The 22,890-nt window shown below is 63.0% G+C and carries 21 protein-coding genes; 8 read left to right on the top strand and 13 right to left on the bottom strand.

The features are described 5' to 3' along the window. Positions 1–60: 60 nt before the first annotated feature. Positions 61–1,470 carry a NorM family multidrug efflux MATE transporter gene (locus AC07VU_RS05430; RefSeq protein ID WP_457275223.1) on the top strand — a complete coding sequence of 470 codons (1,410 nt, stop codon included), beginning with the start codon at positions 61–63 and terminating at the stop codon, positions 1,468–1,470. Between the two features lie 34 nt (positions 1,471–1,504). Here AC07VU_RS05430 and AC07VU_RS05425 read toward each other — a convergent pair whose 3' ends face one another. Then, entirely contained in the window at positions 1,505–3,178 is a 1,674-nt protein-coding gene (locus tag AC07VU_RS05425; protein WP_007932415.1) for a putative bifunctional diguanylate cyclase/phosphodiesterase, read from the bottom strand. Positions 3,179–3,444: 266 nt separating this feature from the next. Here AC07VU_RS05425 and rep point away from each other — a divergent pair, with 266 nt between their 5' ends. After that, on the top strand, positions 3,445–5,454 hold the full coding sequence (rep, locus tag AC07VU_RS05420; RefSeq protein ID WP_007932416.1) for a DNA helicase Rep: 2,010 nt from the start codon (positions 3,445–3,447) through the stop codon (positions 5,452–5,454). Between the two features lie 87 nt (positions 5,455–5,541). After that, positions 5,542–6,111: a xanthine phosphoribosyltransferase gene (locus AC07VU_RS05415; RefSeq protein WP_007932417.1), complete on the top strand. Its 570-nt coding sequence runs from the start codon at positions 5,542–5,544 to the stop codon at positions 6,109–6,111. Positions 6,112–6,224: 113 nt separating this feature from the next. Here the strand turns inward: AC07VU_RS05415 and AC07VU_RS05410 are convergent, their stop codons facing one another. From AC07VU_RS05410 to dadA, 6 genes are all read right to left on the bottom strand, one after another. After that, entirely contained in the window at positions 6,225–8,150 is a 1,926-nt protein-coding gene (locus AC07VU_RS05410) for an acetyl-CoA hydrolase/transferase C-terminal domain-containing protein (RefSeq protein WP_274304998.1), read from the bottom strand. A 135-nt stretch (positions 8,151–8,285) separates the two neighbouring features. After that, positions 8,286–8,699: a c-type cytochrome gene (locus AC07VU_RS05405; protein WP_009046174.1), complete on the bottom strand. Its 414-nt coding sequence runs from the start codon at positions 8,697–8,699 to the stop codon at positions 8,286–8,288. A 183-nt stretch (positions 8,700–8,882) separates the two neighbouring features. Continuing rightward, entirely contained in the window at positions 8,883–9,431 is a 549-nt protein-coding gene (locus tag AC07VU_RS05400) for a cupin domain-containing protein (protein WP_007932420.1), read from the bottom strand. A 128-nt stretch (positions 9,432–9,559) separates the two neighbouring features. Continuing rightward, entirely contained in the window at positions 9,560–10,636 is a 1,077-nt protein-coding gene (alr, locus tag AC07VU_RS05395) for an alanine racemase (RefSeq protein WP_053263099.1), read from the bottom strand. A 95-nt stretch (positions 10,637–10,731) separates the two neighbouring features. Next, complete coding sequence (locus AC07VU_RS05390; protein ID WP_007932432.1) at positions 10,732–11,085, bottom strand: RidA family protein; 354 nt, start codon at positions 11,083–11,085, stop codon at positions 10,732–10,734. After that, positions 11,057–12,358 (bottom strand): D-amino acid dehydrogenase, encoded by a 1,302-nt coding sequence (gene dadA / locus AC07VU_RS05385; RefSeq protein WP_274304999.1) that lies wholly within the window; start codon positions 12,356–12,358, stop codon positions 11,057–11,059. Before dadA ends, AC07VU_RS05390 begins: the two co-directional genes overlap by 29 nt. A 156-nt stretch (positions 12,359–12,514) precedes the next feature. Between dadA and AC07VU_RS05380 the strand changes: the two genes are divergently transcribed. Continuing rightward, the gene (locus AC07VU_RS05380) at positions 12,515–13,003 is read left to right on the top strand and encodes an Lrp/AsnC ligand binding domain-containing protein (protein ID WP_007932443.1); all 489 of its coding nucleotides are present in this window, start codon (positions 12,515–12,517) and stop codon (positions 13,001–13,003) included. An 83-nt stretch (positions 13,004–13,086) separates the two neighbouring features. On the opposite strand, the gene AC07VU_RS05375 is transcribed toward AC07VU_RS05380, so the two are convergent. After that, on the bottom strand, positions 13,087–13,440 hold the full coding sequence (locus AC07VU_RS05375) for a YkgJ family cysteine cluster protein (protein WP_007932445.1): 354 nt from the start codon (positions 13,438–13,440) through the stop codon (positions 13,087–13,089). A gap of 148 nt (positions 13,441–13,588) precedes the next feature. Here AC07VU_RS05375 and AC07VU_RS05370 point away from each other — a divergent pair, with 148 nt between their 5' ends. Continuing rightward, a complete protein-coding gene (locus AC07VU_RS05370) occupies positions 13,589–14,902 on the top strand; it encodes an NAD(P)/FAD-dependent oxidoreductase (protein ID WP_274305000.1) in 1,314 nt (437 codons plus the stop codon). A gap of 150 nt (positions 14,903–15,052) precedes the next feature. Here the strand turns inward: AC07VU_RS05370 and AC07VU_RS05365 are convergent, their stop codons facing one another. After that, entirely contained in the window at positions 15,053–15,298 is a 246-nt protein-coding gene (locus AC07VU_RS05365; protein WP_009046179.1) for a DUF1127 domain-containing protein, read from the bottom strand. A gap of 180 nt (positions 15,299–15,478) precedes the next feature. Between AC07VU_RS05365 and AC07VU_RS05360 the strand changes: the two genes are divergently transcribed. Beyond that, positions 15,479–16,909, top strand: coding sequence for an aminotransferase-like domain-containing protein (locus AC07VU_RS05360; protein ID WP_007921095.1), 1,431 nt, complete (start codon positions 15,479–15,481; stop codon positions 16,907–16,909). Between the two features lie 90 nt (positions 16,910–16,999). Beyond that, on the top strand, positions 17,000–18,538 hold the full coding sequence (locus AC07VU_RS05355) for a phospholipase D family protein (RefSeq protein ID WP_420801081.1): 1,539 nt from the start codon (positions 17,000–17,002) through the stop codon (positions 18,536–18,538). A gap of 91 nt (positions 18,539–18,629) precedes the next feature. On the opposite strand, the gene AC07VU_RS05350 is transcribed toward AC07VU_RS05355, so the two are convergent. Both AC07VU_RS05350 and AC07VU_RS05345 read right to left on the bottom strand, forming a co-directional pair. After that, the gene (locus AC07VU_RS05350; protein WP_053263102.1) at positions 18,630–19,778 is read right to left on the bottom strand and encodes an MFS transporter; all 1,149 of its coding nucleotides are present in this window, start codon (positions 19,776–19,778) and stop codon (positions 18,630–18,632) included. A gap of 142 nt (positions 19,779–19,920) precedes the next feature. Further along, positions 19,921–21,414 (bottom strand): aldehyde dehydrogenase, encoded by a 1,494-nt coding sequence (locus AC07VU_RS05345; RefSeq protein ID WP_495029594.1) that lies wholly within the window; start codon positions 21,412–21,414, stop codon positions 19,921–19,923. A 235-nt stretch (positions 21,415–21,649) separates the two neighbouring features. On the opposite strand from AC07VU_RS05345, the gene AC07VU_RS05340 reads away from it, so the two are divergent. After that, positions 21,650–22,012 carry a cupin domain-containing protein gene (locus tag AC07VU_RS05340; protein WP_007921102.1) on the top strand — a complete coding sequence of 121 codons (363 nt, stop codon included), beginning with the start codon at positions 21,650–21,652 and terminating at the stop codon, positions 22,010–22,012. Positions 22,013–22,070: 58 nt separating this feature from the next. Here the strand turns inward: AC07VU_RS05340 and rpmG are convergent, their stop codons facing one another. Beyond that, positions 22,071–22,226, bottom strand: a complete 156-nt coding sequence (rpmG, locus tag AC07VU_RS05335; RefSeq protein ID WP_003177274.1) for a 50S ribosomal protein L33 — start codon at positions 22,224–22,226, stop codon at positions 22,071–22,073. 11 nt (positions 22,227–22,237) lie between these two features. Then, positions 22,238–22,471 carry a 50S ribosomal protein L28 gene (gene rpmB, locus AC07VU_RS05330; RefSeq protein WP_007921114.1) on the bottom strand — a complete coding sequence of 78 codons (234 nt, stop codon included), beginning with the start codon at positions 22,469–22,471 and terminating at the stop codon, positions 22,238–22,240. Between the last annotated feature and the right edge of the window lie 419 nt (positions 22,472–22,890).

Raw genomic sequence — 22,890 nt, 5'->3', positions numbered from 1 at the left:
CGCCCAGAGCGCCGAGAATCAACCCTCTTAACTGCCTCCCCCGTATCGAGACCGATGACCATGCAGCATCCAGCACGCACCGAACTCTGGGCCATCCTGCGGCTGGCCGGGCCGCTGATCGCCTCACAGTTGGCGCATATGCTGATGGTGCTGACCGACACCCTGATGATGGCCCGCCTCAGCCCGGAAGCCCTGGCCGGCGGTGGCCTGGGCGCGGCCACCTATTCGTTCGTGTCGATCTTCTGCATCGGCGTGATCGCAGCGGTCGGCACCCTGGTCGCGATTCGCCAGGGCGCCGGCGACATCGAAGGCGCCGCGCGCCTGACCCAGGCCGGCCTCTGGCTGGCGTGGCTGATGGCGCTGGTCGCCGGCCTGCTGCTGTGGAACCTCAAGCCGGTGTTGCTGCTGTTCGGCCAGACCGAAACCAACGTGCAGTCCGCCGGCCAGTTCCTGCTGATCCTGCCGTTCGCCCTGCCCGGCTACCTGAGCTTCATGGCCCTACGCGGCTTCACCAGCGCCATCGGCCGCGCCACGCCGGTGATGGTCATCAGCCTGGCCGGCACCGTGGCCAACTTCCTGCTCAACTACGCCTTGATCACCGGCATGTTCGGCCTGCCGAAGCTGGGCCTGGTGGGGATCGGCCTGGTCACCGCGATCGTCGCCAACTGCATGGCCCTGGCGCTGGCCTGGCACATCAAGCGCCACCCGGCCTATGCCGCCTACCCGCTGCGCCAGGGCCTGGCGCGGCCCAATCGCCACTACCTGCGGGAACTCTGGCGGCTGGGCCTGCCCATCGGCGGCACCTACGCGGTGGAAGTCGGGCTGTTCGCCTTCGCCGCGCTATGCATGGGCACCATGGGCAGCACCCAGCTGGCGGCGCACCAGATCGCCCTGCAGATCGTTTCCGTGGCCTTCATGGTGCCGGCCGGGATCTCCTACGCGATCACCATGCGCATCGGCCAGCACTACGGTGCCGGGCAGCTGTTGCACGCGCGTATGGCCGGCCGGGTCGGGATCGCCTTTGGCGGCGCGGCCATGCTGGGTTTCGCCATGGTCTTCTGGCTGCTGCCGAACCAGTTGATCGGGCTGTTCCTCGACCATAACGACCCAGCCTTTCGCGACGTGATCAACCTCGCGGTCAGCCTGCTGGCGGTCGCGGCCTGGTTCGAGCTGTTCGATGGCACGCAGACCATCGCCATGGGCGCGATTCGCGGGCTCAAGGACGCCAAGACCACCTTCCTCGTGGGTCTGGGCTGCTATTGGCTGATCGGTGCGCCGGCGGCCTGGCTGATGGCATTCACCCTGGGCTGGGGCGCGACCGGTGTGTGGTGGGGCCTGGCATCGGGGCTGGCGTGCGCCGCCATCAGCCTGACCCTGGCTTTCGAATGGAAGATGCGCCGGATGATTCGCCGGGAAGGTGCGGAGCCTGCCGCTCGGGATAACTTCCAGGCCGCCCGGGATTCCCTGTAGCGGCAGGTTCTCCTGCCACTACGGCAGGGTGCCGTCAGATGACCTCGCCGACCAGGACCTGCTGACTCCTGCCGAAGGTCAGATACTCCACCAGTTCCGTCAGCGGCAGCGGCTTGCTGATCAGGTAGCCCTGCGCCTGGTCGCAACCGAAGCTGCGCAGCAAGGCCAGTTGCTCGGGGGTTTCCACGCCTTCGGCCACCACCTCGAGATGGAGGTTGTGGGCCAGGTTGATCATGGCGTGCACCAGCTTGCGGTTCTCTTCGCGCTGCTCCATGCCGCCGACAAAGCTTTTGTCGATCTTCAACAAGGCAATCGGCAGGCTGTTGAGGTGCACGAAGGACGAGAACCCGGTGCCGAAATCGTCCAGGGAAAACCGCACCCCCAGCCGCCCCAGCGCGTCCATGGTCTGCTTGACCAGGTCGCTGCGGCGCATCACCGCGGTTTCGGTCAACTCGAATTCCAGCCATTGCGCCTCGACACCACGCTCGGCAATCAGCCGGCTGAGGGTCGACAGCAGCTGGCTGTCCTGGAACTGGCGGAACGACAGGTTGACCGCCATGTGCAGCGGCGCCAGGCCGCGTTCGCGCAGGGCCTGCATGTCGCGCAGCGCCCGGGAAATCACCCAGTAGCCCAGCGGCACGATCAGGCCGCTCTGCTCGGCCAGGGGCACGAACTCGCTCGGCGGCAACAGCCCGCGCTCGCCGTGGCGCCAGCGCACCAGGGCCTCCAGACCGACGATCTGCCCGTCATGCAGGTTCAGGCGCGGCTGGTAGTGCAACTCCAGCTCGTCGCGGCGCAAGGCCCGGCGCAGTTCGCTTTCCAGGTCGGCGAGGCTGCGGGCATTGCGATTGATGCGTTCGTTGAAGATATGAAAGGTACAGCCCTGGGTGCTTTTGGCCTGCTGCATGGCGATGTGCGCGTGCCACATCAGCGGGTCGGCGCCGGCATTCGCCCTCGCGTGGGCGATGCCCAGGCTGCAGCCGATCAGCAGGCTTTCGCCATCGATCCAGTACGGCTCGGCCATGACTTCGGCGATGCGTTCGGCCATCCACTCGGCGCGCTGCGGCGCCCGGCGGGTATCGATCAGCAGGGCGAATTCGTCGCTGCCCAGGCGCGCCAGCTGGTCGCCGGCCTCAAGCTGGCTCTTGAGCCGCGAGACCACTTGCAGGATCAACCGGTCGCCGGCCTGGTGGCCCAGCGCATCGTTGGCATGGCGGAAGTTGTCCAGGTCCAGGTGCCCCAGCGCCAGCCCGCGTCCTTCGTTTTCCGCCAGGCGCGCCGCCAGCAGGGTCTGGAAGCCCTGACGGTTGGCGATGCCGGTCAGCGGGTCCTGCTCGGCCAGGCGCAACAGGGTGTTTTCCAGCACCCCGCGCTCGCGCACATGGCGCAGGCAACGGCGCACCGTATCGGCAGTGAGGTTTTTATTCACCAGCCAGTCGCTGGCGCCGGCGGGCGTGTTCAGCGGCTCCTGTTCCAGCAGCAATACCGTGGGCAGGCTGCAACGACCGGGAGCCGGTTGCAGTTGGGGAACGGTTAACAGAATCGCGGAGCGGTCTTCATCGAACAGACGGCTGACAGATTCCCAGGTCGGCGCACTGATCAGCACCACCGAGTCTCCCAACGGAGCGAGACACTCGCGCAACAACGCTGCCCACGCCGGCTCTTCGGCCAGCAGCAGCAAGCGCAAGGGTTCGACAGGCTTGGACAAGCTAGCTCCCTAGACTCTGTAATAGAAGTTGGCGGCGGGCATTATGACGCGTAGATAAACAATGACAAATGATATTGATTATCAAACGCAATTTCTTGTACCGCTCTAACTCGAACATTAGACGCATATTCAGCGCGCATCCTGAGGGAAAGTATCAAAACCGGCAAATTTAGATAGCGTGCTGCGTCACAAGTCGGAGAGAGCAGCAGAATCCGTCCATCCTGTTAAAATGCCCGCCCATTTCGCTACAGACCCCTTTTTTCGTCATGTCCCGACTCAATCCCCGGCAGCAAGAAGCCGTGAACTACGTCGGCGGCCCTCTTTTGGTGCTCGCCGGTGCTGGCTCCGGCAAGACCAGTGTAATCACGCGCAAGATCGCCCACCTGATCCAGAACTGCGGCATTCGCGCGCAGTACATCGTCGCCATGACCTTCACCAACAAGGCCGCGCGGGAGATGAAGGAACGGGTCGGCACCCTGCTGCGCAGTGGCGAGGGCCGCGGCCTGACCGTGTCGACCTTCCACAACCTGGGGCTGAACATCATCCGCAAGGAGCATGTGCGGCTGGGCTACAAGCCGGGCTTCTCGATCTTCGACGAGACCGACGTCAAGGCCCTGATGACCGACATCATGCAAAAGGAATACTCGGGCGACGACGGCGTCGACGAGATCAAGAACATGATCGGCGCCTGGAAGAACGACCTGATCCTGCCGGCCCAGGCCCTGGAAAACGCGCGCAACCCCAAGGAGCAGACCGCGGCCATCGTCTACACCCACTACCAGCGCACGCTCAAGGCGTTCAACGCGGTGGACTTCGACGACCTGATCCTGCTGCCGGTGAAGCTGTTCGAGGAACACGCCGACATCCTGGAGAAGTGGCAGAACAAAGTGCGCTACCTGCTGGTGGACGAATACCAGGACACCAACGCCAGCCAGTACCTGCTGGTGAAAATGCTCATCGGCAAGCGCAACCAGTTCACCGTGGTGGGCGACGACGACCAGTCGATCTACGCCTGGCGCGGCGCCCGCCCGGAAAACCTGATGCTGCTCAAGGAAGACTACCCGTCCTTGAAGGTGGTGATGCTCGAACAGAACTACCGCTCCACCAGCCGCATCCTGCGCTGCGCCAACGTGCTGATCTCCAACAACCCCCACGAGTTCGAGAAACAGCTGTGGAGCGAGATGGGCCATGGCGACGAGATCCGCGTGATCCGCTGCCGCAACGAGGACGCCGAGGCCGAGCGCGTGGCCATGGAAATCCTCAGCCTGCACCTGCGCACCGACCGGCCCTACAGCGATTTCGCGATCCTCTATCGCGGCAACTACCAGGCCAAGCTGATCGAGCTGAAGCTGCAGCATCACCAGATTCCCTATCGCCTGTCGGGCGGCAACAGCTTCTTCGGGCGCCAGGAAGTGAAGGACCTGATGGCCTACTTCCGCCTGATCGTGAACCCGGACGACGACAACGCCTTCCTGCGGGTGATCAACGTGCCGCGCCGGGAAATCGGCTCCACCACCCTGGAAAAACTCGGCAACTACGCCACCGAACGCAAGATCTCGATGTACGCCGCCACCGACGAAATCGGCCTGGGCGAGCACCTGGACAGCCGCTTCACCGACCGCCTGGCGCGCTTCAAGCGCTTCATGGACAAGGTGCGCGAGCAGTGCGCCGGCGAAGACCCGATTTCCGCCCTGCGCAGCATGGTCATGGACATCGACTACGAGAACTGGCTGCGCACCAACAGCTCCAGCGACAAGGCCGCCGACTACCGCATGGGTAACGTGTGGTTTCTGATCGAAGCGCTGAAGAACACCCTGGAAAAAGACGAAGACGGCGAAATGACCGTCGAAGACGCCATCGGCAAACTGGTGCTGCGCGACATGCTGGAGCGTCAGCAGGAAGAGGAAGACGGCGCCGAAGGCGTGCAGATGATGACCCTGCATGCCTCCAAGGGCCTGGAATTCCCCTATGTGTTCATCATGGGCATGGAGGAGGAAATCCTTCCCCACCGCTCCAGTATCGAAGCCGACACCATCGAGGAAGAACGCCGCCTGGCCTACGTGGGCATCACCCGCGCGCGCCAGACCCTGGCCTTCACCTTCGCCGCCAAGCGCAAGCAGTACGGTGAAGTCATCGACTGCGCGCCCAGCCGCTTCCTCGACGAACTGCCGCCGGACGACCTGGCGTGGGAAGGCAACGACGACACCCCGACCGAAGTCAAAGCCGTTCGCGGCAATAACGCACTGGCGGATATACGGGCGATGTTAAAGCGCTAGAATTGGCCATTTTTTAACCGCAGCATTTTTAACCGAACACCTTTTATCAGAGCTCAGGCGCACAAGGCGTCAACAGAGGAAAGCTTCATGGAAGCACTGCACAAGAAAATCCGCGAAGAAGGCATCGTGCTTTCCGACCAGGTCCTGAAAGTCGACGCCTTTCTGAACCACCAGATCGACCCGGCCTTGATGAAGCTGATCGGCGACGAATTCGCCACGCTGTTCAAGGACTCGGGCATCACCAAGATCGTCACCATCGAAGCCTCGGGCATCGCCCCGGCGATCATGACCGGCCTGAACCTGGGCGTACCGGTGATCTTCGCGCGCAAGCACCAGTCCCTGACCCTGACCGAGAATCTGCTGTCGGCGACCGTGTACTCGTTCACCAAGCAGACCGAAAGCACCGTGGCGATTTCCCCGCGCCACCTGACCAGCAGCGACCGCGTGCTGATCATCGATGACTTCCTGGCCAACGGTAAGGCGTCCCAGGCGCTGATTTCGATCATCAAGCAGGCGGGCGCCACCGTGGCCGGCCTGGGCATCGTGATCGAGAAGTCGTTCCAGGGCGGCCGCGCCGAACTGGACGCGCAAGGCTACCGCGTGGAATCCCTGGCCCGGGTCAAGTCCCTGGCCGATGGCGTGGTGACCTTTATCTAAGAGGCTTCGCCTCTTGATCGCGGGCAAGCCTCGCTCCTACAGAGACCACCCGCTTCTGTAGGAGCAGCCGGTCGACGCTCGATTGCCCGCGATGACGCCGCCAGGCGTCTACCTCATGCCTGCGCCGTCTCCCGCAGCGCCGCCAGCAGCAAACGCTGATAGATCTCCTCGCGCCAACCATCGGGCTTCACCAGCTGCATCCGCTGCAGATGCGCCGGAAACGCCTCGGGCGGTGGGGCATCCAGCGCCGCCTTGCCCAATTCGAGAATCTCGCTGAGCTTGAACTTGCTCTTCAGCCAGTTCAGCGCCCGCAGCAAATCCCGCTCCTCTGCGCTGAAGTCGCTGCCCAACGGATATTCCGGGAACAGGTGCCGGTGCCGCGCCTGGATCGCCAGCAGGCGTTGCGGGTGGTTGTCGGTAAAACGCGGATCGAGGCGGAAATCCCTGGGCAGCTTGCCGGCCTTCTGCGCCTGTTCGATCAGGCCCGGCTGGAAACGCGAGTCGCTGATATTGAGCAGCGCTTCGATGACCTTCGCATCGGTCTTGCCGCGCAGATCGGCGATGCCGTACTCGGTGACCACAATGTCCCGCAGGTGCCGCGGGATGGTGCAGTGGCCGTATTCCCAGACGATGTTGGAGCTGACCAGGCCCGCGGATTCGCGCCAGCTGCGCAGGATCAGGATCGAGCGCGCGCCTCGCAGCGCATGGCCCTGGGCGACGAAGTTGTATTGTCCGCCGACGCCACTGAGCACCCGGCCGTCTTCCAGCTGATCCGCCACCCCGGCGCCCAGCAGGGTGACCATGATCGAGCTGTTGATAAAGCGCGCGTCCAGGCGCTGCAGGCGCTTGAGTTCTTCGTGGCCGTACAGCTCGTTGATGTAGCTGATGGCGGTCATGTTGAACTCGCCGAGCTTGCTCTTGGGCAGATCCCTGAGGCGCTGGTAGAAACTGCGCGGCCCGAGGAAAAAACCGCCATGTACCGATACCCCGCCCAGCGCCTGGTTTTCATCCAGGGTCCCGGCGTTGGCCTGCTGCTGCAGGGCCACCGAAGGGTAGACCTTGCGCCGTACGATGCCGGCATCGGCCAGGGCCAGCAGGCCGTTGACGAACATCTCGCTGCAGCCATACAGGCCCTTGGCGAAAGGCTCCACCCCGCCTTCGCGCTCGATCAGCGGCTTCCAGCCCTGGATCTCCAGGTCCGCCAGCAGCGCCCGATAACCGTCGTTGTCCGCCTGGCGTGCCAGCAACGCCGCCGTCAATGCATCGCCCATGGAGCCGATGCCGATCTGCAGGGTGCCGCCGTCGCGCACCAGGGTGCTGGCGTGCAGGCCGATAAAGTGATCCTGGAACCCCACCGGCATGTTCGGCGTGGAAAACAGCGTGCTGCCCTCCTCTTCGTCGATCAACAGGTCGAAGGTGGTGGCGTCGATTTCGGCGTCGCCCGGCATATAAGGCAGGTCGCGATGCACCTGGCCCAGCAGCAGGATGGTTTCGCCGGCGGCACGCCGCTCGGCGATCATCGGCAACAGGTCGAGGGTGATGTCCGGGTTGCAACTCAGGCTCAGGCGGTCGGCCTGTTGCGGGTCCCGGGCCACCAGTTGCGCGACCAGGTTCAGGCCCGCGGCATTGATGTCGCGCGCGGCGTGGCTGTAGTTGCTGTAGACATAATCCTGCTGCGCCGCCGGGCTGTTGAGCAGGCTGCCGGGCTGCATGAAGAACTGTTCGATATGGATATTGGCCGGCACCTGGTTGCGGTGCAGGTCGGCGAGGAATTCCAGCTCGGGGTAGTCGCCGAAGACCTGCTCGATGAAAGGCTCGAGGAAGCGCCGTTGCAGGCCATCGCCCAGCGGCGGGCGGCCCAGGCTCAGGGCGGTGTAAATGGTCAGTTGGCGTTCGGGCAGCTGTGCGATGCGACGATACAGGGCATTGGCCAAGCGGTTGGGTTTGCCCAGCCCCAGGGGCATGCCCAGGTGAATATGCGCCGGCAAGCGTGCCAGGACCTCATCGACCGCCAGCTCGATAGAACATGACTGCACCATCCGATCCTCCAGAACCTTCCATGAATTTGAGGTTGGACCGAGCTTGCCGGGTCTTTGCTGCAATGAACAGTAGCGGCCGAATCGCAGGCATGAAAAAAGCCGCTCGTGAGCGGCTTTTTTGCGCAAGATCCGTGCTTATTTCAAACCGGACATCTTCTGGATGGCGCCTTTGAGCTCTTCATCGGAGCAGTCGGCGCAGGTGCCTTTAGGCGGCATCGCGTTGATACCGGTAATGGCCTTGGCCAGGATGCCGTCGAGGCCACCCTGGTGATCCGCGCGCTCTTTCCAGGCAGCGGCGTCGCCGATTTTCGGCGCGCCCAGCAGGCCGGAGCCGTGGCAAGCATTGCAATGCTTGGCAATCACTTCGTCTGGAGTCTTCGCACCACCGCCACCGGCGGCAACAGCGACTTCCATACCCTTGCATTCCTGCCCCTGGACGCAGACCTGGCCAACCGGCTCGAGGCGCTTGGCAATGTCGTCGTTGGTCGCAGCTTGAGCGCTGACAGCCCAGAGGGCCAATACGGTTGCTGGTGCAGCCAGCATTTTCATAATTAGGTTCACGCGTACACCCTCAATGGTGGCTAGTCACGCCCACGGCCACGGTTTCGCGGGCGGGCGCAAGTATAGCGGTTAGCCCGCCACTCTGAAACAACCCTAGATTCAAAGGGGGATTAGAGAGAGGCGAAATGCTGCTTCGGGCACCGCTGCAATCCTTGCAGGACGCCTCTTCTACTAGAAGTTCGCGGGCGTGGCTGCGCTGATTAGTCGCGCGGGTGCATCGAAAGGATTACGGAAACGGTGCGGCTTGGTGCTTTCGAAATAGTAGCTGTCACCGGCTTCAAGCACGAATGTCTCAAGACCCACCACCAGCTCCAGGCGTCCTTCCACGAGAATCCCGGTTTCCTCGCCTTCATGGGTGAGCATCTCTTCACCAGTATCGGCGCCCGGCGGATAGATCTCGTTGAGAAAAGCGATCGCCCGGCTCGGATGCGCCCGGCCCACCAGCTTCATGGTCACCGCGCCATCGGAAATATCGATCAACTCGTTGGCTTTGTAGACGATCTGGGTGGGTTTTTCCTGGAGGATTTCTTCCGAGAAAAACTCGACCATCGACATGGGAATGCCGCCAAGAACCTTTCTCAGCGAACTGATCGAGGGGCTGACGCTGTTCTTCTCGATCATCGAAATGGTGCTGTTGGTGACGCCCGCGCGCTTGGCGAGTTCACGCTGGGAAAGGCCTTTGAGTTTACGGATGGATTGCAGTCGTTCACCGACGTCCAATGCGGCAGCCTCCTAGGGATCAGGCGTTGTTGTAGTTGAGCGTTATCATGGCGATAGCGTTCAGTATTTACAACACTTGGGCCCCAATCCCAGGGGGCAAGGCGACTTTCGGCAATGCGCTGTGCCGCTCAGTCCCCAGAATAGACGCGTGGCACCCGGCGCAGGTTGCAGAACAGCTGATAAGGGATGGTGTCGGCCGCGGCCGCCAGCTCGCTGGCGAGGATGTTCTTGCCCCACAGCTCGACGGTAGAACCCAGCCCGGCTTCTGGCACGTCGGTCAGGTCGATGCACAGCATGTCCATGGAAACCCGGCCGAGCAGCTGGGTACGCTGCCCCGCCACCAGCACTGGCGCACCGGTCGGCGCATGCCGCGGATAACCGTCGGCGTACCCCATGGCCACCACGCCGATCCGCATTGGCCGTGGCGTGACGAATTTGGCGCCGTACCCCACCGGCTCGCCGGCCGGCAGTTCGCGCACGCAGATCACCTTCGACTCCAGGGTCATCACCGGTTGCAGGCGCGCGGCCAGTGGATGCGGTTCTTCGAACGGGGTCGAGCCATACAGCATGATGCCGGGGCGCACCCAGTCGCTGGGGATGTGCGGCCAGCCGAGCACGGCCGGCGAGTTGCGCAGGCTGATCTCGGCGGACAAACCCTGGCGCGCCGCCTCGAACACCGCAACCTGCTCGTCGCTGCTGCTGCAGCTGAGCTCGTCGGCGCGGGCGAAATGGCTCATCAATACGATCTTCGCCACCTTGCCGCTGGCCAGCAGCCGCTGATAGGCCGGCTGGTAATCCTTGGGATGCAGGCCGACGCGGTGCATGCCCGAATCCAGCTTGAGCCATACCGTCAGCGGCTTGGCGACGGTGGCCTGCTCGATGGCCTCCAGCTGCCACAGCGAATGCACCACGCACCAGAAATCATGTTCGACGATCAGGTCCAGCTCATCGGCCTCGAAAAAGCCTTCAAGCAGCAATATCGGCGCGCGAATCCCCGCCGCACGCAGCTCCAGGGCTTCTTCGATACAGGCCACGGCAAAGCCGTCGGCCTCGGCTTCCAGCGCCTGGGCACAGCGCACCGCGCCATGGCCATAGGCATCGGCCTTGATCACCGCGAGCGCACGGGCGCCCGGTGAGGCTTCGCGGGCCAGTTGGTAGTTGTGACGCAGGGCTTGAAGATCGATCAGGGCACGGGCAGGACGCATGGCGGCAGACTTCTAGGCGGTCATGTGGGAAGAAAAAACCGGCGCTGGCGGATGGCGTGAGCCATCCATTAACAGCACCGGGAGAGGGATCTTGCTTAAGGCAGAGCGGCCACGACGGACAACTCGACCAGGATTTCCGGTTCGCAGAGCTTGGCTTCGACGGTTGCGCGGGCCGGGGCGACGCCTTTCGGCAGCCACTGGTCCCATACGCTGTTCATCCCGGCGAAGTGCGCATCGATGTCCTTCAGGTAGATGGTCACCGACAGCAGGCGCGACTTGTCGGTGCCGGCCAGGTCCAGCAAACGCTCGATGTTGGCGAGGGTTTCACGGGTCTGCTGCTCAATCCCCGCGTTCAGGTCGTCGCCGACTTGCCCGGCCAGATACACGGTACCGCTGTGGACGACGATCTGGCTCATGCGCTCATTGGTGAGCTGGCGCTGGATTGGCATGTTTTGCAGGCTCCTGAGGATTACCGTAACGAGAAATATCGAGACCTTCGGCGCTGATCTGCGGCTTTTTCTTCGCCATCAGATCGGCCAGCAGACGACCGGAACCACAGGCCATGGTCCAGCCAAGCGTGCCATGACCGGTGTTCAAGAACAGGTTGCGCATGGGCGTGGCGCCAACGATCGGCGTACCGTCCGGAGTGGTAGGACGCAGGCCGGTCCAGAAACTGGCCTGGGACAGATCGCCGCCCTGAGGATAAAGATCGTTGACGATCATCTCCAGCGTTTCGCGCCGACGCGGGTTGAGCGAGAGGTCAAAACCGGCGATTTCCGCCATGCCGCCAACGCGGATACGGTTGTCGAAACGAGTGATCGCGACCTTGTAGGTTTCGTCGAGGATGGTCGAAGTCGGGGCCATGGCCGGGTTGGTGATCGGCACGGTCAGCGAGTACCCCTTGAGCGGATACACCGGGGCCTTGATGCCCAGTGGCTTGAGCAGTTGTGGCGAGTAGCTGCCCAGGGCCAGCACGTAGCGGTCGGCGGTTTCCAGCTTGCCGTCGATCCAGACGCCGTTGATGCGGTCACCGGCGAAGTCCAGGCGCTGGATGTCCTGGTCGAAGCGGAATTCCACACCCAGCTTGGTGCACATTTGCGCCAGGCGCGTGGTGAACATCTGGCAGTCGCCAGTCTGGTCGTTCGGCAGGCGCAGGGCGCCGGCCAGGATGTCGGTCACGCTGGCCAGGGCCGGCTCGACGCGGGCGATGCCCTCGCGGTCCAGCAGTTCGAAAGGCACGCCGGACTCCTTGAGCACGGCGATATCCTTGGCCGCGCCATCCAGTTGCGCCTGGGTGCGGAACAGCTGGGTGGTCCCCAGGCTGCGGCCTTCATAGGCGATGCCGGTTTCCGCGCGCAGTTCGTCGAGGCAGTCGCGGCTGTACTCGGACAGGCGGACCATGCGCTCCTTGTTCACCGCATAGCGGGCAGCGGTGCAGTTGCGCAGCATCTGCGCCATCCACAGGTATTGATCGATGTCGGCGGTGGCCTTGATCGCCAGCGGCGCGTGACGCTGCAGCAGCCACTTGATGGCCTTGAGCGGCACGCCCGGCGCGGCCCAGGGCGAGGCATAACCCGGCGAAACCTGGCCGGCGTTGGCGAAACTGGTTTCCATGGCAACGGCCGGCTGACGGTCGACGACGGTCACTTCGAAACCGGCACGGGCCAGATAGTAGGCACTGGTGGTACCGATCACGCCGCTACCCAAGACCAGAACGCGCATTTTCATATCCCTCATCGCGGATAACCGCTGACGTTTGTTATTCAGAGCGAAGATGCGCGCAGTATAAAAAGCAACGACCAGTGCTTTTCACTATATAAACGCCTATATTTGGCGAGAATTCTCGGCAAAAACCCTTTTCACGGAGGCGCATCCCCTATGCGTACCAACCACCAGACAAAGCGTGAGCTGGACAAGATAGATCGCAATATCCTGCGCATCCTGCAAGCCGATGGGCGCATCTCCTTTACCGAGCTGGGGGAAAAGGTCGGGCTGTCGACCACGCCGTGCACCGAGCGGGTCCGCCGCCTGGAGCGCGAAGGCATCATCATGGGCTACAACGCCCGGCTCAACCCGCAGCACCTCAAGGGTAGCCTGCTGGTATTCGTCGAAATCAGCCTGGACTACAAGTCCGGCGACACCTTCGAGGAGTTCCGCCGCGCCGTGCTGAAACTGCCGCATGTACTGGAATGCCACCTGGTGTCGGGGGACTTCGACTACCTGGTGAAGGCGCGGATTTCCGAAATGGCCTCGTACCGCAAACTGCTGGGCGACATCCTGCTCAAGCTGCCCCACGTACGTGAATCCAAGAGCTATATCGTGATGGAAGAGGTGAAAGAGAGCCTGAGCCTGCCGATTCCGGATTGATCACAACGGCCCGCAGGCCCTGTCGTCAGGGCAATCGCTGTCGCGGGCAAGCCTCGCGCCTACATGCCCGCGATGGCCTCGGGTCAGACCAGCACCTGCCGGGTGCTCGCCATGTATTCATGGATCTGCTTCTCCACCCGCGGGTGGATCAGCTCCACCGGGCGCCGGCCATTGGGGCATGGCAGGCTCGGCGTGGTGCCGAACAGGCGACAGATCAGCGGCCGCTCGTCATACACCGTGCAGCCATTGGGCCCCAGGTGCACACAGTTCAGCTCTTCCATCGCCGCGTCCTGCTCGGCCCGGGTCTTGCGCGGCAGGCGCGACATCTCTTCGGTCGAAGTGGTGACCGGACCACAGCAGTCGTGACAGCCGGGCACGCACTCGAACGAAGGGATCTGCTGTCGGAGCGTGCGGATTTTCTGGCTGTTGCAGCTCATCGAAGCGTTTACCGGGAGTCTGGAGAGGCCGCGATTTTGCCTTAAAAGCCTTGTGGCAGACAGCACTGGCCGACCAATGTTGCCGCACCGGAAAGGTCCGGCTTATGCTCCGTCAAATTTTCCAAACACACGAATCAGGATGATCCACATGAACACCCGTGTTCAGCCGTCGGGGCCAGGCCATTCGCACCCCGCCTCCTACTACGCCGCCAGCAGCCTGCACCAGCCCGATTATCCGGCGCTGGCCGGCGAGCACCAGGCGGACGTATGCGTGGTCGGCGGCGGCTTCTCCGGGCTCAACACCGCGATCGAGCTGGCCGAGTGCGGGCTCAGCGTCATTCTGCTGGAAGCGCGCAAGATCGGCTGGGGCGCCAGCGGGCGCAACGGCGGGCAACTGATTCGCGGAGTGGGTCACGGCCTCGAGCAGTTCGCCTCAATAATCGGCGAAGACGGCGTACGCCAGATGAAACTGATGGGCCTGGAAGCGGTGGAAATCGTCCGCCAGCGTATCGAGCATTTCCAGATTCCCTGCGACCTGACCTGGGGTTATTGCGACCTGGCCAACAAACCGCGCGACCTCGAAGGTTTCGCCGAAGATGCCCAGGAGTTGCGCGACCTGGGCTATCGCCATGCAACCCGGCTGCTGCAAGCCAACGAGATGCACAGCGTGGTGGGTTCCGACCGTTACGTCGGCGGCCTGATCGACATGGGCTCGGGGCACCTGCACCCGCTGAACCTGGCCCTGGGCGAAGCCGCGGTCGCGCAGCAACTGGGCGTGCGCCTGTTCGAACACTCGGCCGTGACCCGCATCGATTACGGGCCGCAGGTCAAGGTCCATACCGCCCAGGGCTCGGTGCGCGCCAGCACCCTGGTGCTGGGCTGCAACGCCTACCTCAACGATCTCAACCCGCAACTGGGTGGCAAGGTGCTGCCCGCCGGCAGTTACATCATCGCCACCGAACCCTTGAGCGAAGAGCTGGCCCACGCCCTGTTGCCGCAGAACATGGCGGTCTGCGACCAGCGGGTGGCCCTGGACTATTACCGCCTTTCGGCCGATCGGCGCTTGCTGTTCGGCGGCGCCTGCCACTATTCCGGCCGCGACCCGCGGGACATTGCCGCTTATATGCGGCCGAAGATGCTGCAGGTGTTCCCGCAACTGGCGGCGGTGAAGATCGACTATCAATGGGGCGGCATGATCGGCATCGGCGCCAACCGCCTGCCACAGATCGGCCGTCTAAAAGACCAGCCCAATGTGTATTACGCCCAGGCCTACTCGGGCCACGGCGTGAATGCCACGCACCTGGCCGGCAAGTTGCTGGCCGAAGCCATCAGCGGCCAGCAGGGCGGTGGTTTCGATCTGTTCGCCCAGGTCCCGCACATCACCTTCCCAGGCGGCAAGCACCTGCGTTCGCCGCTGCTGGCGCTGGGGATGCTCTGGCATCGGTTGAAAGAACTGATCTGAAACCTGTAGCCGCTGCCGCCAGGCTGCGATCGACTGCGCAGCAGGCGAAAAAAGGCCGCATCCGGTTTCCTGTGAAATCGGTTGCGGCCCTTTGCGGTTGCTGCGCAACCGATCGCAGGCTGCGCCAGCGGCTACAAGCCAGCGGGATTTTCACAGCCGCCAGAACGGCTTGAGCCCTTCCTGCCGCGCCTGTTCGCGACTCAGGCCGATATCGCGCAACTGTTCGGTGGTCAGCTCGAGCAGCGCCTTGCGTGTACGCAGTCGGTGCCAGTACAGGCCCCAGAGACCGAGGCCGGACGGCGCATTGTGGACGGACATCGCCCCTGCTGCCCGCTCCTGCCCAGCCGCCAGTTCCTGACTGTGTAACGACAAACGCACATCGCTCAAGCCGTTCATTTTTGCTGCTCCTGTTTACTTGGGTCGCTATGAGCAGACATCATGCGCGGGCGCCAGAAACCATTACAGATTCAAAGCACTGCTATTATTTCCATACAGAATTTCCCCTATCCGGGCTGAATCCTGTAATTTTGCGCCATCTGTACTGGTTACCCGATTCAATCACCCCGAGGCTGCGCCATGACCCTGTATGTCAATCTCGCCGAACTGCTGGGCACACGTATCGAACAAGGCTTCTATCGCCCCGGTGACCGACTGCCGTCAGTACGGGCCTTGAGTGTCGAACACGGGGTCAGCCTGAGTACCGTGCAGCAGGCTTATCGGGTGCTGGAAGACAGCGGCCTGGCGACGCCCAAGCCCAAGTCCGGCTACTTCGTGCCGGTCAGCCGCGAACTGCCGGCACTGCCCGCGGTGGGTCGCCCGGCGCAGCGGCCAGTGGAGATTTCGCAGTGGGACCAGGTGCTGGAACTGATCCGCAGCGTGCCGCGCAAGGATATCGTCCAGCTGGGCCGCGGCATGCCCGACGTCACCAGCCCGACCCTCAAGCCCCTGCTGCGCGGGCTCGCCCGCATCAGCCGGCGCCAGGACATGCCCGGTCTGTATTACGACACCATCTACGGCGTGCACGAACTGCGTGAACAGCTGGCGCGGCTGATGCTCGATTCCGGCTGCCAGCTCGGCGCCAACGACCTGGTGATCACCACCGGCTGCCACGAAGCCTTGTCCACCAGCATCCGTGCCACCTGCGAGCCCGGGGATATCGTCGCCGTCGACTCGCCGAGCTTCCATGGCGCCATGCAGACCCTCAAGGGCCTGGGCATGAAGGCCCTGGAAATCCCCACCGACCCACTCACCGGCATCAGCCTCGACGCCCTGGAACTGGCCCTGGAGCAATGGCCGATCAAGGCCATACAGTTGACCCCCAACTGCAACAACCCGCTGGGCTATATCATGCCGGAGTCGCGCAAGCGGGCCCTGCTGACCCTGGCCCAGCGCTTTGACGTGGCGATCATCGAAGACGATGTGTATGGCGAGCTGTCCTACACCTACCCGCGCCCGCGGACCATCAAGTCGTTCGACGACGATGGCCGGGTGCTGCTGTGCAGCTCCTTCTCCAAGACCCTGGCGCCGGGCCTGCGCATCGGCTGGGTCGCCCCCGGGCGCTATCTGGAACGAGTGCTGCACATGAAATACATCAGTACCGGCTCCACCGCGCCGCAGCCGCAGATCGCCATCGCCGAGTTCCTCAAGAGCGGCAATTTCGAGCCGCACCTGCGGCGCATGCGCACCCAGTACCAGCGCAATCGCGACCTGATGATCGACTGGGTCAGCCGCTATTTCCCCACGGGTACCCGCGCCAGCCGGCCGCAGGGCGGGTTCATGCTGTGGGTCGAACTGCCGGAAGGTTTCGATACCCTGCGCCTGAACCGCGCGCTGCTCGGCCAGGGCGTGCAGATTGCCGTGGGCAGCATCTTTTCGGCCTCGGGCAAGTACCGCAACTGCCTGCGGATGAACTACGCTGCCAAGCCAACGGCACAGATCGAGGAAGCCGTGCGCAAAGTCGGCGCAGCCGCCATCAAGCTGCTGGCTGAAGATTGCGCAACGGACTGACCTTTTCCTGTGAAACCGGCGTCACAGCTAGACCATCGCAGCGATTCGAGATGAGCTGACTTGAGATCCAGACAGGCCCTGGCCTTCCTTATGCTGATCGCGCTGTGCCTGAGCGGCTGCGTCAGCCTCGATGTGCCTCGCGAGCCCAGCCAGGCTCTGCCGGCCGCCGACTCGGCCTTCGGTCGCTTGATCCAGGCCCAGGCCGCCCCCTATCAGGGACGTTCGGGCTTTCGCCTGCTGTCCGACAGCAGCGAAGCCTTCATGGCCCGCGCCGAACTGATCCGCAACGCCCAAAGCAGCCTCGACCTGCAGTACTACATCGTCCATGACGGCATCAGCACCCGGATGCTGGTGGACGAACTGCTCAAGGCCGCCGACCGCGGCGTGCGCATCCGCATTCTGCTGGATGACACCACCAGCGACGGCCTGGACCAGATCATGGCCACCCTCGCCGCCCATCCGCGGATACAGATCCGCCTGTTCAACCCCCTGCACCTGGGGCGCAGCACTGGCGTGACCCGTGCCATGGGGCGTCTGTTCAACCTGTCGCTGCAACATCGACGCATGCACAACAAGCTGTGGCTGGCGGACAACAGCGCGGCCATCGTCGGCGGGCGCAACCTGGGGGACGAGTACTTCGACGCCGAACCCAACCTGAACTTCACCGACATCGACATCCTCGGTATCGGCCCGGTGGCCGAACAGCTCGGGCACAGCTTCGACCAGTACTGGAACAGCGCCCTGAGCAAACCCATCGGCGAGTTTATGTCGCGCCTGCCATCGGCCAGGGAGCTGGCCAACACCCGGTTGCGCCTGCAGCAATCGCTGGACGACGCCCAGCAGCAGGAGCATGCCCTGTTCCAGGAGCTCAAGGCCTATCGGACCCAGCCGCGCATGGACGTCTGGCGCAAAGAGCTGATCTGGGCCTGGAACCAGGCGCTGTGGGACGCCCCGAGCAAGGTCCTGTCCAAGGGTGAACCCGACCCGCACCTGCTGTTGACCACCCAGTTGGCGCCGGAGCTACAGAGCGTCAGTAAAGAGTTGATGATGGTTTCGGCCTATTTCGTCCCCGGCCAGCCAGGCCTGGTCTACCTCACCGGACGCGCCGACGCCGGGGTTGCGGTGAGCCTGCTGACCAACTCCCTGGAAGCCACCGACGTACCGGCGGTCCACGGCGGCTACGCGCCGTATCGCAAGGCGCTGCTGCAACACGGCGTGAAACTCTACGAACTGCGGCGCCAACCCGGTAACGGCGGCGGCAGCGGTCCTCACCTGTTCCACAGTGCGTCGTATCCTGGCTCGGACTCCAGCCTGCACAGCAAGGCGATCATCTTCGACCGCCAGAAGTCCTTTATCGGCTCCTTCAACTTCGACCCGCGCTCGGTGCTGTGGAACACCGAGGTCGGGGTGCTGGTGGACAGCCCCGAGCTGGCCGAGCGCGTTCGCAGCCTGGCGCTGCAAGGCATGGCGCCGGCCCTGAGCTACGAGGCGAAACTGCAGGACGGCAAGCTGGTCTGGGTCACCGAAGACAACCAGCAACTGCACACCCTGACCCGCGAGCCAGGCAACTGGTGGCGGCGCTTCAATGCCTGGATGAGCAATACCATCGGCCTCGAACGGATGCTCTGAGCGCCCGCCGGAGCGAGCTGGCTCGCGATAGCGGAATCACACTCAGCCAGGCGGTTGACTGTCAGCCCCTTGTCGCGGGCAAACCTCGCTGCTACAGGGTTTGTGGCTGGGCCGCGCCAAACGCGCCTTCGCGCAACAACAGCACAATCAGCCCCAGGGCCCCGGCCGCCATCAGCAACAGCAAGGCATGCCCGCTGACCCACTGGCTGCCCGCCCCCGCCACCAGCGGCCCGATCAGGCAGCCGATGCCCCACAGCTGAGCGACGTGGGCATTGGCGCGCACCAGCGCATCGTCGCGGTAGCGCTCGCCGATCAGAATCAACGACAAGGTGAACAGGCCCCCGGCGCTGGCGCCGAACAACACCCACAGCGGCCAGATCAGCAGGGTATCGAGCAGCAACGGAATGGCCAGGCTCGACAGCAGCAGGATTACCGCGCAGCCGGCGAACAAGGCGCGCCGCGATACGCGGTCGGCCAGGGCACCGATTGGCAGCTGCAACAAGGCATCGCCCACCACCACGGTGCTGACCATCGCCAGGGCGATGTCCTCGGTAAACCCCTGGCGCAGGCAATAGACCGGCAACAGGGTCAGGATCATCGCCTCGAACGCGGCGAACAGCGCCACCGCCCAGCCAATGGCCGGCAGGCCACGACAGAAGCGCCACAGATCACCGAAGGTCACGCTGCAAGACTCGCTGCTCGGCGCACCGCTGCGGCCCATCAGCAACAGAGGCGACACCACCAGCAGCACGACGCCCACCCAGAAACCGTAGTCATGCTCGGTGCCCAAGGCGCCCAGCAGCAGCGGGCCAGCCAATTGGCTCAAGGCATAGCTACTGCCATACAGCGCCACCAGGCGACCGCGCCACTGCTCCACCACCAACTGGTTGATCCAGCTTTCGCCGAGGATGAAGACGATGGTCAGCACCACGCCGATCATCAGCCGCAGCACCAGCCACAGGGGATAACTCGGCAACAGCGCCAGCAGGCCAATGGAGATCGCCCCGCCCCACAGGCACAGGCGCATCAGCCCCGCCGTGCCGAAGCGTGCCGCCAGGCGGCTGGACACCTTCGCCCCGAGCAAGACGCCAATCGCCGGCATCGAGGCCATCACGCCGATTGCAAAGGGCCCATACCCCCAGCTCTCCAGGCGGAACGACACCAGCGGCATGCTCACGCCCAAGGCCAGCCCCACACTCAGGACAGCCGCCAAAACGGCGAAATAAGTTGCCCAGCGCATTTCCACGCTCCTGTGGATGGTTTTTTTAATACAGAGACAACGCAGCCGGACCTCCCCTGCGGAAAGTCCGGCTGCGATATGGATCGGCTAACGGTGCGCGGGGTGGCGTCTGTTCAGACGCCCGATATCCGCGCCCCTTGAATTACAGCTTGATCCAGGTCGCCTTCAGTTCGGTGTACTTGTCGAACGCATGCAGCGACTTGTCACGACCGTTGCCCGACTGCTTGAAGCCGCCGAACGGCGCGGTCATGTCACCGCCGTCATATTGGTTGACCCAGACACTGCCGGCCCGCAGCGCCTTGGCGGTCAGGTGAGCCTTGGAGATATTGGCCGTCCATACCGCCGCGGCCAGGCCATAAGGCGTGTCGTTGGCAATCTGGATGGCTTCTTCCACAGTGTCGAAGGCGATGACCGAGAGCACCGGGCCAAAGATCTCTTCCTGGGCGATCTTCATTGCGTTGCTGACACCATCGAAGATGGTCGGCTCAACGTAGGTCCCGCCGGTTTCCTGCAGGGTGCGCTTGCCGCCCACCACCAGCTTGGCGCCGTCGGCATGACCGGACTCGATGTACGACAGCACGGTGTTCATCTGCTGGGTATCTACCAGCGCGCCGACGTTGGTGGCCGGGTCCAGCGGGTTGCCCGGTTTCCAGGCCTTGAGGGCCTCGATCACCAGCGGCAGGAATTTATCCTTGATCGAACGCTCCACCAGCAGGCGCGAACCGGCGGTGCAGACTTCGCCCTGGTTGAAGGCAATGGCGCTGGCCGCGGATTCGGCCGCGGCCTGCAGGTCCGGGGCATCGGCGAACACGATGTTCGGGCTCTTGCCGCCCGCCTCCAGCCAGACGCGCTTCATGTTCGATTCGCCGGAGTAGACCATCAACTGCTTGGCGATCTTGGTCGAACCGGTGAACACCAGGGTATCGACGTCCATGTGCAGGGCCAGGGCCTTGCCCACGGTGTGGCCATAACCTGGCAGCACGTTGAGCACCCCGGCCGGGATCCCAGCCTCGACGGCCAGCGCGGCGATGCGAATAGCGGTCAGCGGCGATTTTTCCGACGGTTTGAGGATCACCGAGTTACCGGTGGACAGCGCCGGCCCGAGTTTCCAGCATGCCATCATCAACGGGAAGTTCCACGGCACGATAGCGCCGACCACGCCCACCGGCTCGCGAGTCACCAGGCCCAGTTGGTCGTGGGGCGTGGCGGCGACTTCGTCGTAGATCTTGTCGATGGCTTCGCCGCTCCAGCTCAGCGCTTGCGCCGCGCCGGGAACGTCGATACCCAGGGAGTCGCTGATCGGCTTGCCCATGTCCAGGGTTTCGAGCAGGGCCAGTTCTTCGGCATGCTTCTTCAGCAGGCCGGCAAAACGAATCATAGTGGCTTTGCGCTTGGCCGGCGCCAGGCGCGACCAGACGCCGGAATTGAAAGTGGCGCGGGCGTTTTCCACGGCGCGTTGCGCGTCGGCGGCGTCACAGCTGGCAATACTCGCCAGCAGACGGCCATCGACCGGGCTGATGCATTCGAAGGTTTCGTTGGAAACGGCGGCGGTGTATTCGCCATTGATGTAGGCACGGCCTTCGATTTTCAGCTCGCGGGCGCGTTGTTCGCAATCGGCTCGAGTCAGGGTGGTCATGCGAGTGTCCTCCTCTTGTTGGATACAGGCGCCACGCGATCGATGTCGGCACCTTCAGGAATTCTGCCCGGCCAGCCTGCTTCGGCCCATGGCATTCACCACCCTAAACCAGCGGCACCCGAAGTTTCAATATATTTGACAGTGGCCAGGCAAACGCCATTGCTATGTTCATTTTAATAAACATAGACTTTGGGCTTTCCAGCCATTCGCAGCGCAATCAGGGGGGAATACCAGCATGAGCATCCAGGACATCGTCGACTTCAATCAGGCCAACACTGCGGCCGAGCGGTATCGCCCTGCCCAGGAAAAAGTCCTCAAGGGCGACCCCGAGCAGACCGTCTTCAACCACTACAACAGCCCGTGCGGCCAGATGAACGCCGGGGTGTGGGAAGGCGCGATCGGCCAGTGGACGGTGAACTACACCGAGCACGAGTACTGCGAGATCGTGCAGGGGGTTTCGGTCCTGCGTGACGGCGAAGGCAATGCCAAGACCTTGCGCGCCGGTGATCGCTTCGTCATTCCCGCAGGCTTTCGCGGCACCTGGGAGGTGCTGGAACCGTGCCGCAAGATCTATGTGATCTTCGAACCGAAAGCCTGAATCGCAGGCACAAAAAAACCCGCTTGAAGGCGGGTTTTTTTGTCAGAAGAAAAATCAATTACTTGATTTTGCCTTCCTTGTAGATCACGTGCTTACGAACAACCGGATCATATTTCTTGATCTCGATTTTGTCCGGAGTAGTGCGCTTGTTCTTGTCGGTAGTGTAGAAGTGACCAGTACCGGCGCTCGAAATCAAACGAATCAATTCACGCATGATTAGCTCCCTTAAACCTTGCCATCGCGACGAAGTTCGGCCAGCACGACATCAATGCCACGCTTGTCGATGATACGCATGCCTTTGGCAGATACGCGCAGACGCACAAAACGTTTCTCGGACTCAACCCAGAAGCGGTGATGCTGCAGGTTCGGCAGGAAACGACGACGGGTTTTGTTGTTTGCGTGGGAAATGTTATTCCCAGTCACCGGACCCTTACCGGTAACTTGACAGACTCTCGACATGCCTCAGCCCTCTAAAACCACATGCCCAACCCGGCATGGGTTGGCCGCTTAATCTCTCAGTCATTTGGCGCCAGGCGCCGCGTTTCTTTAGGGTCTTACCGGCTACACCTACAAGCGAAGGAACCGGGCCCCTAGAAAAGAGCGCTGCTTTATACCAGAAAGACCCCGTAGCAACAACAGCCGGTGTGCTTTGGATTTCGAAAAGTCCCTGTTTTCTTGCTCCGGATGCCTGCACCAAAGGCTGGCGCCATGGCTGACCACTCGTCGCAGAATAAATTCTCCGAGGATGAAACAGGCGGCAAAATCACCCAGCACAGCCGCCGCCCCGCTCGTTCCACGTCAATATATGGAAAAAACCTCTGTCAATTTATGCCTAATGTGCCCATGACTGCCGACCGCCAACAGGCTCGACGCCGCAA

The sequence above is a fragment of the Pseudomonas sp. GW821-FHT02B10 genome, assembly GCF_059421865.1.
Note: the sequence above shows the minus strand (reverse complement) of the source record. Positions and strands in the feature narration are given on the sequence as shown.

Bases quoted from the DNA above. Each gene is read 5' to 3' on its own strand.
- AC07VU_RS05345 (WP_495029594.1), bottom strand. From the start codon at position 21,414: ATGACCACCCTGACTCGAGCCGATTGCGAACAACGCGCCCGCGAGCTG.
- AC07VU_RS05430 (WP_457275223.1), top strand. From the start codon at position 61: ATGCAGCATCCAGCACGCACCGAACTCTGGGCCATCCTGCGGCTGGCC.
- AC07VU_RS05370 (WP_274305000.1), top strand. From the start codon at position 13,589: ATGAACACCCGTGTTCAGCCGTCGGGGCCAGGCCATTCGCACCCCGCC.
- AC07VU_RS05365 (WP_009046179.1), bottom strand. From the start codon at position 15,298: ATGAACGGCTTGAGCGATGTGCGTTTGTCGTTACACAGTCAGGAACTG.
- AC07VU_RS05375 (WP_007932445.1), bottom strand. From the start codon at position 13,440: ATGAGCTGCAACAGCCAGAAAATCCGCACGCTCCGACAGCAGATCCCT.
- AC07VU_RS05350 (WP_053263102.1), bottom strand. From the start codon at position 19,778: ATGCGCTGGGCAACTTATTTCGCCGTTTTGGCGGCTGTCCTGAGTGTG.
- rpmB (WP_007921114.1), bottom strand. From the start codon at position 22,471: ATGTCGAGAGTCTGTCAAGTTACCGGTAAGGGTCCGGTGACTGGGAAT.
- alr (WP_053263099.1), bottom strand. From the start codon at position 10,636: ATGCGTCCTGCCCGTGCCCTGATCGATCTTCAAGCCCTGCGTCACAAC.
- AC07VU_RS05340 (WP_007921102.1), top strand. From the start codon at position 21,650: ATGAGCATCCAGGACATCGTCGACTTCAATCAGGCCAACACTGCGGCC.
- AC07VU_RS05355 (WP_420801081.1), top strand. From the start codon at position 17,000: ATGCTGATCGCGCTGTGCCTGAGCGGCTGCGTCAGCCTCGATGTGCCT.
- AC07VU_RS05390 (WP_007932432.1), bottom strand. From the start codon at position 11,085: ATGCCAATCCAGCGCCAGCTCACCAATGAGCGCATGAGCCAGATCGTC.
- rep (WP_007932416.1), top strand. From the start codon at position 3,445: ATGTCCCGACTCAATCCCCGGCAGCAAGAAGCCGTGAACTACGTCGGC.
- AC07VU_RS05410 (WP_274304998.1), bottom strand. From the start codon at position 8,150: ATGGTGCAGTCATGTTCTATCGAGCTGGCGGTCGATGAGGTCCTGGCA.
- AC07VU_RS05380 (WP_007932443.1), top strand. From the start codon at position 12,515: ATGCGTACCAACCACCAGACAAAGCGTGAGCTGGACAAGATAGATCGC.
- dadA (WP_274304999.1), bottom strand. From the start codon at position 12,358: ATGCGCGTTCTGGTCTTGGGTAGCGGCGTGATCGGTACCACCAGTGCC.
- AC07VU_RS05415 (WP_007932417.1), top strand. From the start codon at position 5,542: ATGGAAGCACTGCACAAGAAAATCCGCGAAGAAGGCATCGTGCTTTCC.
- AC07VU_RS05405 (WP_009046174.1), bottom strand. From the start codon at position 8,699: ATGAAAATGCTGGCTGCACCAGCAACCGTATTGGCCCTCTGGGCTGTC.
- AC07VU_RS05360 (WP_007921095.1), top strand. From the start codon at position 15,479: ATGACCCTGTATGTCAATCTCGCCGAACTGCTGGGCACACGTATCGAA.
- rpmG (WP_003177274.1), bottom strand. From the start codon at position 22,226: ATGCGTGAATTGATTCGTTTGATTTCGAGCGCCGGTACTGGTCACTTC.